Source organism: Xenorhabdus littoralis (assembly GCF_033949345.1).
GTDB classification, from domain to species: domain Bacteria; phylum Pseudomonadota; class Gammaproteobacteria; order Enterobacterales; family Enterobacteriaceae; genus Xenorhabdus; species Xenorhabdus littoralis.
The window spans coordinates 43,986-52,130 of the sequence record NZ_VCDP01000040.1 but is presented as its reverse complement, the minus strand read 5'-3'; the positions used below and the strand labels follow the sequence as shown (position 1 = coordinate 52,130).

Genomic DNA, 8,145 nt, shown 5'->3' with positions numbered 1-8,145 from the left:
TTCAAACTTTTCTTTAGACACGACTCTATTCCTTAATACCGCTCCCCCACCACAAAGATGAGGGAGCTGAAAAGATAGTAAACTCGAAAACTTATCTAGCTTTACGAGTTTCGATAATAGCCTGAGCGACGTTGCTCGGCGCTTCGTTGTACTTCAAAAACTCCATGGAGTAAGAAGCACGACCTTGGGTCTGAGAACGCAGGTCAGTAGCATAACCGAACATTTCAGACAATGGTACTTGAGCACGAACAACTTTGCCCGTAGCTACATCATCCATACCATCGATCATACCACGGCGACGGTTCAAGTCACCGATGACGTCACCCATGTAGTCTTCAGGTGTTTCCACCTCAACTTTCATGATAGGTTCCAGCAGAACTGGTTTCGCTTTCATGAAGCCTTCTTTAAATGCCATGGACGCAGCAATTTTAAAGGCGATTTCCGAGGAGTCAACGTCATGGTAAGAACCATCGAACAGTGCAACTTTAACGTCAACGATTGGATAACCAGCCAGAACACCGCCCTTCAGCTGTTCCCGGACACCTTTGTCGACACCTGGAATATATTCTTTAGGAACAACACCACCAACGATTTCGTTCGAGAACTCATAGCCAACACCGCCAGCTTCCAGAGGCTCGATACGTAGCCATACGTGACCGTACTGACCACGACCACCGGACTGTTTAGCGTGTTTACCTTCCTGCTCAACAGAAGCACGGATGGTTTCACGGTAAGCAACCTGAGGTTTACCTACGTTCGCTTCAACGTTGAATTCACGACGCATACGGTCAACCAGTACGTCGAGGTGAAGTTCACCCATACCTGCGATGATAGTCTGACCAGTCTCTTCGTCACTGCTCACGCGGAATGATGGGTCTTCCTGAGCCAGACGACCTAAAGCGATACCCATTTTTTCTTGGTCAACTTTAGTTTTTGGCTCGATAGCAACAGAGATAACTGGCTCTGGGAATTCCATGCGCTCCAGAATGATTGGAGAGGTCATGTCACAGAGAGTATCACCTGTAGTCACATCTTTCAGGCCGATCGCAGCAGCGATATCGCCTGCGCGGACTTCTTTGATTTCTTCACGTTTGTTGGCATGCATCTGTACGATACGGCCAAAACGTTCTTTCTTGTCTTTAATCGGGTTTAGTACGGTGTCACCAGAGTTAACAATACCGGAGTAAACACGGAAGAACGTCAGGTTACCCACGAATGGGTCAGTCGCGATTTTGAACGCCAGTGCAGAGAATGGCTCTTCATCGCTAGAGTGACGTTCTGCTGGGGTGTCTTTACCGTCTGGCAGCATACCTTTGATGGATTCAACATCGGTAGGTGCTGGCAGATATTCGATAACTGCATCCAGCATTGCCTGAACACCTTTGTTCTTAAATGCTGAACCACAGGTAACCAGAATAATTTCGCCGGCCAGAACGCGCTTACGCAGAGCAGTCTTGATTTCGTCTTCAGTCAGCTCTTCTCCGCCCAGATATTTGTCCATCAGGTCTTCTGATGCTTCTGCAGCGGATTCAACCAGATTCTGGTGCCATTCTTCAGCCAGTTCCTGCATGTCAGCAGGGATCTCTTCATAAGTGAAGGTAGTTCCCTGATCAGCTTCGTTCCAGTTGATTGCTTTCATTTTCAACAGGTCAACAATACCGGTGAAGGTATCTTCAGCACCGATAGCCAGTTGAAGTGGAACTGGGTTAGCTGCCAGACGAGTTTTGATCTGGTCAACAACACGCAGGAAGTTCGCACCCATACGGTCCATTTTGTTAACGAACGCGATGCGTGGAACATTATATTTGTTAGCCTGGCGCCATACAGTCTCAGACTGTGGCTGAACACCACCAACTGCACAGTAAACCATTACTGCGCCGTCAAGAACACGCATGGAACGTTCTACTTCGATGGTGAAGTCAACGTGTCCTGGGGTGTCGATGATGTTGATGCGGTGTGGCTCATACTGTTTAGCCATACCAGACCAGAATGCAGTGGTCGCAGCAGAGGTGATAGTAATACCACGTTCCTGTTCCTGCTCCATCCAGTCCATTGTTGCTGAACCTTCGTGAGTTTCACCAATTTTATGGTTTACGCCTGTGTAAAACAGAATACGTTCAGTTGTCGTGGTCTTACCGGCGTCGATATGAGCACTGATACCGATATTACGGTAACGCGCTATAGGTGTTTTACGAGCCATTTTTTCCTCTCTCGTGGGCGTTCAATTTAGAGAACGGGTAGCCGAGCAGCTACCCAGAACATATTCACTGCCGATGGATTACCAACAACGGGATTACCAGCGGTAGTGTGCGAACGCCTTGTTAGCTTCTGCCATACGGTGAACGTCTTCACGTTTCTTCACAGCAGCGCCTTTGTTTTCAGCCGCATCAGATAATTCATTCGCCAGGCGCAGAGCCATCGATTTATCACCGCGTTTACGAGCAGCATCAACGATCCAACGCATTGCCAGTGCATTACGACGAACCGGACGAACTTCAACTGGAACCTGATAAGTAGAACCACCTACACGGCGGGACTTAACTTCCACAGTCGGGCGCACATTATCCAGTGCCAGCTCGAATGCTTCCAGATGATCTTTACTAGAACGCTGAGCCAGGGTCTCAAGCGCGCTATATACAATTGCTTCTGCGGTAGATTTTTTACCGTCTACCATCAGGATATTTACAAATTTGGCCAGTAATTCAGATCCGAACTTTGGATCTGGCAGAATTTTACGTTGACCAATTACACGACGACGTGGCATGGAAATACTCCGTTTCGAATTTCAGGGTTGTCCAAAACTCTACGAGTTTATTTTGACATTGAAGTGAAAAATGTTTGGCCTTACTTAACGGAGAACCATTAAGCCTTTGGCTTCTTCACACCGTACTTAGAACGACCTTGTTTACGGTCTTTAACACCAGAACAGTCCAGTGCACCGCGAACAGTGTGGTAACGCACACCTGGCAAGTCTTTAACACGACCGCCACGGATCAAAATAACGGAGTGTTCCTGCAAGTTGTGGCCTTCACCACCGATGTAGGAAGAAACTTCGTAACCGTTAGTCAAACGCACACGGCATACTTTACGCAGTGCGGAGTTTGGTTTTTTAGGGGTGGTAGTATATACACGAGTACATACGCCACGTTTCTGCGGGCAAGCTTCCAGAGCAGGAACGTTGCTTTTCACAACTTTCGAGCTACGAGATTTGCGAACCAGCTGGTTAATAGTTGACATTATTAAAAAAACTCCTGGTTTTTTTGCTTCGTAAACACGGATTTTACCCTCCGTCAGTCATGATGACAAAACGTGAGGACGCGGAATTTTATTGCTGACTTGACGAGGTGTCAAGAAATATACAGTTTTTCTATGCTGGTAAAATGGATGAAAAATAAAGTTCACTTCTACCAGGCAAAATTTTGCTGATGTTTCACCGTTAAGCCAACAAAATCGTTGTAATCAATCACCTGTACACTGTTTGACGTTTGCTCAGATAATCCTCGGGCATCCAGATCTTCTTTCAGAACATAAATGCCAGCCCCGGAACGGATCAACGCCTTCAAATAGTGATTATCATTGATACCCAGTAACACTCCATTCTGAATCAGCAGAACGTCATCTGCATCAGATACCAAGCCAAGGATTGCATTGAAGTCATCATGGTAAGGTGAACGGCTGACAGTATATAACATATTACCTTCCTGCAATAGATTAAAATTTCAACACAATATCGTAATCCGCCAACAACTCCCGTATTGCTGTTGCAGGAAGGAACGCTGCCTCCAACACAAGGCTGTTTGCCGGATTGCCTCCCCGAATCAGCAAGTCATCAAGGCAAACGTAACACTTATCAATGTCATAAAGAGGCAGGATTTTGAAAGTTGAAATATAGTCACGGGCAAGAACCTTATCCGGCTGCTGATTAGCCAATAATTGGAATACTCCATCAGAAATAAAGAATACGCCAATCTGCTCTGTCAATGCTGATGTTGCAAGCAGTGCATCCAGCCCTTCCCTACCGGCAGAAGAGCCGTGGGGGGCTTCAGTAAAAACAAAGGCGATTTTTTTCATCTACCCCGATGCCCTTAAAATTGTATAACGCGATCACACAGCATCATGGCTTCTGCCAGAGATCCCAGCCCGCTGAGTTCAAAGCCATCTGCCAGATTTGCAGCAGGAAGATTCAATTCACTGGCTTGCTGTTCATCCACAACACCACGTCGCAAGGCCGCTGCAACGCAAATAAATAGGCTGAACTGGTGCTGGGCAGCTAATACCTGCCATGCCCTGACCAAATCAAATTCATCACTAGCGGGAGCAAGCAGCTGATTACCATTTTGGACACCTTCGCGGTAAAAAAACACGCTATGCAGTTTATGACCTGAGGCGATCAACGCCTGAGCAAATTGATAAGCGGTGCTGGCTTGCTGAGTCCCATAAGCTGGCCCAGTGACCAGCAGGCAATAAGACAGTGACGACATGACTGATTACTTCTCCGGACTCGCACATTCACCATGTTTAAACTGGCGAATATAGAGGTATACCGTATGCTTGGAGATGTTCAAACGATCAGCGACCTGATTAATGGCATCCTTAATATCAAAAATACCTTTCTCATAAAGATTCAGTACTACCTGTCTGTTTTTCGCATTATTGGAAACATTGCGATCAGCATTCACTTCTTCAATAGTAAATTCCAATGTTTGTGCGACCAGATCATCCACGGAAGAAGCAAAATTGACGTTAGAAGAAACATCATGCGTTCTTTCCGGAATAAAGGTTTGAATAATTTCGGAGAAAGGTACATCAAGATTCATATTAATACACAAAAGCCCAATAACCCGACGCTGGCGATTACGAATAGCAATCGTAATAGATTTCATCAACGAACCACTTTTCGCTCGTGTGAAATAGGCTTTGGAAACACTACAGTCTTCATCCGTAATATCATGTAGCATCCGCAAGGCCAAATCTGTGATCGGGGAGCCAATCTTACGACCAGTATGTTCCCCGTTTGCTATTCTGACCGCTGAACATTTCAGATCTTCCAGTGAATGAAGAACTATTTCGCAATGCCCACCAATCAACATAGCCAGACCATCAACAGCAGCTTCGTAAGATTTTAAAATTTCGTGATCCGTTTCATTAAACGGTTGGTTTTCCAGTAAATCAACATCACTGTTATCACCAGATAATAGCGGGGTAGACATGTAATACACCATCCTTCAAGCTCAGACTTGCCTCACCAAAAACATCAGGGTGAGATTTATTATAAAATCACATTACTGCAACTAAGCACCTATCTCAGTAGATATCTACTGTTGCAGGCAGAATACGCTATACCCGCCGTCTTTCAAGCTGTAGCTTTGCTGGCTACCATTCACGCCTCTGTCATATAATTATAAATACGTAGTATAAGCACGTAGTTATAAAAATCACGTAGTTATAAAAATCACGTAGTTATAAAAATATAGTTATGCTCCGGAGGAAGTGTTCTCTTACCGTCGCCTGCATCTTGAAATCCATTGGATATATATTCTATTCAGAGTAATGACATTAAAACTACATTGACGTTAAAACTACATTGAATTGCCGTCAAGCCTTTACTGAACATACCGCAGGGGTTTATCACAGCTTTATGCCTAATACACCTGAAATATGAAAACGATATCTCATTTAATGCTGAGGGAAATAACAAGCAGAGAAATTCATTCCTCATTTAATTCATGCTTATTACCCATCAAATAGAAGGTAAATATCAATAATAACTTGAAAGACAACGGATATACATGAAAAAACAGGAGCTATTAGCCCCTGTCAGTATTATTTTTTCATTATGCAGGATTATTTTGTCTTAGCATCACTTGCTTTGGCAACAGGCTTAATATCCAGTAATTCAACATTGAATACCAGCGTTGAATTAGCAGGGATTTTAGGCAGGCTTGCCTGATCGTAGGCCAACTCTGGTGGAATAACTAATGTGATTTTTCCGCCTTTCTTCACATGCTGCAAGCCTTCTTTCCAGCCTGGGATAACACTGTCCAGACGAATGGACAGAGGTTCTTTACGCTCATAAGAACTATCAAAAACCTCACCATCAATCAAAGCACCTTTGTAATTAACCACCACTGTATCGGTTTCTTTAGGAGCATTACCAGTACCTTCTTTTTCTACTTTATAGAGCAGACCGGTTTTGGTTTTCACTACGCCAGCTTGCTTAGTGAACTCTTCACGATACTTAGCTCCTTTCTTGCCACTCTCCTCAGCTTCTTTCTTTGCCTTAGCCTGTGCCGCATCTTTCACTTTCGATTCAAAAGCGAGGAGAGTGCTTTGAATTTCTTTATCCGTCAGTTTGCTTTTATTGTTTAAAGCATCATCAACACCAGCCAGTAACTGTGCTTTTTCTATATTGATGCCGAGCGCTTTCTGCTCATTCAATGAGCTTGCCATATAACTACCCAAAGAAGCACCCAGAGCATAAGAGTTTTGCTGTTCTACTGTTTTAAACGCGTTATTCAGTTTTACTTCGCTTTTAGTTTCTGTATTGGCAGCCAAAGCTTGAGGTACACTAAAGGCCACCATCAATGTTGTTGCCAGCAAAGTTGTTTTAAACAATGATTTCATCCTACTTCTCCAATAAATTTGGGTGGGGTTACCGTCAGCACAAGTCACACGTAACATTTACTATAACCGCCTACGGAAACCAATGACAATATTTGCTGCACCTTGATCTAAAAACTATTGAGACAACATTAAAGTAAAGAGGTTGCGTGTCATCTTTTTTACTGAATTTTTTGAATACTATCGTGTCAATTTAACTAGAACAATTTTTACGTTATGCAACCAATTGACCCGATAATTGACTATATGCTGGAGAAAAGATAGTGAAACTATCCGGATTTGAACAAGAATTTGAACAAAGATTTGAACAAAGATTTGAACAACTAGAGACTAAACTGGCCTATCAGGAAGCCACCATTGAAGAATTGAATCAAGAAGTCCGGAAGCAGCAAATCGAAACCGATAAGTTGAAAGAGCAGTTGCGATTAATGACTGAGCGCCTAAAAACCAGTCAGACATCAATTATTGCGCCACTTTCAGAAGAAACGCCTCCCCCTCATTATTGATATTATTTATCTGGAATAATACCAGTCAGGGAAGGTTAAAGCATAAAATAAACATAAAATAAAAAAGAGAAGGCCGTTAAGCGCTTCTCTTTTTCTGCTTATTCCGCCAGCCTCAAATTAGTGGCAGCTTCCACCGCAGCATCCATTCTCTTCGTGCTCATGGTGGTGATCGTGATCACCGCAACCACCCTGACCATGTACATGGCCGTGAGTCAGCTCTTCTTCAGTCGCTTCACGAATTGCTACGATTTCAACATTGAATTTCAGGTTTTGGCCAGCCAGCATGTGGTTAGCATCAACGACAACTTCATCACCTTCAATCGCAGTGATTTCAACTGGGATTGGACCCTGGTCTGTGTCAGCCAGAAAACGCATACCCACTTCGATATCATCAACACCAACAAACACTTCTTTTGGTGCACGCTGAACCAGATTGTCATCATACTGACCGTATGCATCATCCGCTTCTACGCTAACATCAAAACGTTCACCCGCCTCACGGCCTTCCAGTGCTTTCTCTAATCCGCTGATCAGAGAACCACGGCCATGCAGATAGTCTAACGGTGCACTCACCGGGGACTCATCAACTAAAACACCATCTTCTGTTCTTACTTGGTAAGCCAGGCTGACTACCAAATCTTTTACTACTTTCATGACAACTCCTGCATACCCGAGGGGAAAACCCCATGAGGGATAGTTTTTATGACTCAAAAAATGCTGCCGATTGTAACGGAATTCTCCGTCTCTGTACCTAGCAACCACAAAATTTATCCACCATTTATTATTAGTACATTTAGTTAGTACATTTCGTTATTGTGGCGTAAAAATACCAATAACCTGCTCCTGTTCCCTGACATGAGAAGTGACGGCTTTATCGGTTTGCCTCTGTGTATGGCCACAATGGACACACTCTACGATATCAACTTTATTCTCCTGCCACATTACCAGCGTATCCTGTGACTGGCATTTTGGGCAAACTGCCCCCGCAATAAAACGTTTACGACTGACCGACATAATT

11 protein-coding genes are annotated in these 8,145 nt (G+C 44.1%); 1 reads left to right on the top strand and 10 read right to left on the bottom strand.

Annotation, left to right across the window (positions count from 1 at the left end; genetic code table 11):
• Positions 1 to 91: 91 nt before the first annotated feature.
• The 8 genes from fusA to fkpA all read right to left on the bottom strand — a co-directional run bounded on the left by fusA (position 92) and on the right by fkpA (position 6,624).
• Entirely contained in the window at positions 92 to 2,200 is a 2,109-nt protein-coding gene (fusA, locus tag FE394_RS11805; protein WP_319926581.1) for an elongation factor G, read from the bottom strand.
• 93 nt (positions 2,201 to 2,293) lie between these two features.
• On the bottom strand, positions 2,294 to 2,764 hold the full coding sequence (gene rpsG, locus FE394_RS11800) for a 30S ribosomal protein S7 (RefSeq protein WP_092513454.1): 471 nt from the start codon (positions 2,762 to 2,764) through the stop codon (positions 2,294 to 2,296).
• Positions 2,765 to 2,862: 98 nt separating this feature from the next.
• Positions 2,863 to 3,237 carry a 30S ribosomal protein S12 gene (gene rpsL, locus FE394_RS11795; RefSeq protein WP_319926580.1) on the bottom strand — a complete coding sequence of 125 codons (375 nt, stop codon included), beginning with the start codon at positions 3,235 to 3,237 and terminating at the stop codon, positions 2,863 to 2,865.
• Positions 3,238 to 3,404: 167 nt separating this feature from the next.
• The gene (gene tusB / locus FE394_RS11790; RefSeq protein ID WP_319926579.1) at positions 3,405 to 3,692 is read right to left on the bottom strand and encodes a sulfurtransferase complex subunit TusB; all 288 of its coding nucleotides are present in this window, start codon (positions 3,690 to 3,692) and stop codon (positions 3,405 to 3,407) included.
• A 19-nt stretch (positions 3,693 to 3,711) separates the two neighbouring features.
• Positions 3,712 to 4,071 carry a sulfurtransferase complex subunit TusC gene (gene tusC, locus FE394_RS11785; RefSeq protein ID WP_319926578.1) on the bottom strand — a complete coding sequence of 120 codons (360 nt, stop codon included), beginning with the start codon at positions 4,069 to 4,071 and terminating at the stop codon, positions 3,712 to 3,714.
• A gap of 14 nt (positions 4,072 to 4,085) precedes the next feature.
• Positions 4,086 to 4,481, bottom strand: coding sequence for a sulfurtransferase complex subunit TusD (gene tusD / locus FE394_RS11780; RefSeq protein WP_319926577.1), 396 nt, complete (start codon positions 4,479 to 4,481; stop codon positions 4,086 to 4,088).
• A gap of 6 nt (positions 4,482 to 4,487) precedes the next feature.
• The gene (locus FE394_RS11775) at positions 4,488 to 5,210 is read right to left on the bottom strand and encodes a helix-turn-helix transcriptional regulator (RefSeq protein WP_319926576.1); all 723 of its coding nucleotides are present in this window, start codon (positions 5,208 to 5,210) and stop codon (positions 4,488 to 4,490) included.
• A 634-nt stretch (positions 5,211 to 5,844) separates the two neighbouring features.
• The gene (gene fkpA / locus FE394_RS11770) at positions 5,845 to 6,624 is read right to left on the bottom strand and encodes an FKBP-type peptidyl-prolyl cis-trans isomerase (protein WP_319926575.1); all 780 of its coding nucleotides are present in this window, start codon (positions 6,622 to 6,624) and stop codon (positions 5,845 to 5,847) included.
• Between the two features lie 260 nt (positions 6,625 to 6,884).
• Here fkpA and FE394_RS11765 point away from each other — a divergent pair, with 260 nt between their 5' ends.
• Complete coding sequence (locus FE394_RS11765) at positions 6,885 to 7,127, top strand: SlyX family protein (RefSeq protein WP_319926574.1); 243 nt, start codon at positions 6,885 to 6,887, stop codon at positions 7,125 to 7,127.
• A gap of 117 nt (positions 7,128 to 7,244) precedes the next feature.
• Here the strand turns inward: FE394_RS11765 and slyD are convergent, their stop codons facing one another.
• Together slyD and FE394_RS11755 are read right to left on the bottom strand one after the other, a co-directional pair.
• Positions 7,245 to 7,781 carry a peptidylprolyl isomerase gene (gene slyD / locus FE394_RS11760; RefSeq protein WP_319926573.1) on the bottom strand — a complete coding sequence of 179 codons (537 nt, stop codon included), beginning with the start codon at positions 7,779 to 7,781 and terminating at the stop codon, positions 7,245 to 7,247.
• A gap of 156 nt (positions 7,782 to 7,937) precedes the next feature.
• On the bottom strand, positions 7,938 to 8,141 hold the full coding sequence (locus FE394_RS11755) for a YheV family putative zinc ribbon protein (RefSeq protein WP_319926572.1): 204 nt from the start codon (positions 8,139 to 8,141) through the stop codon (positions 7,938 to 7,940).
• Positions 8,142 to 8,145: the final 4 nt, after the last annotated feature.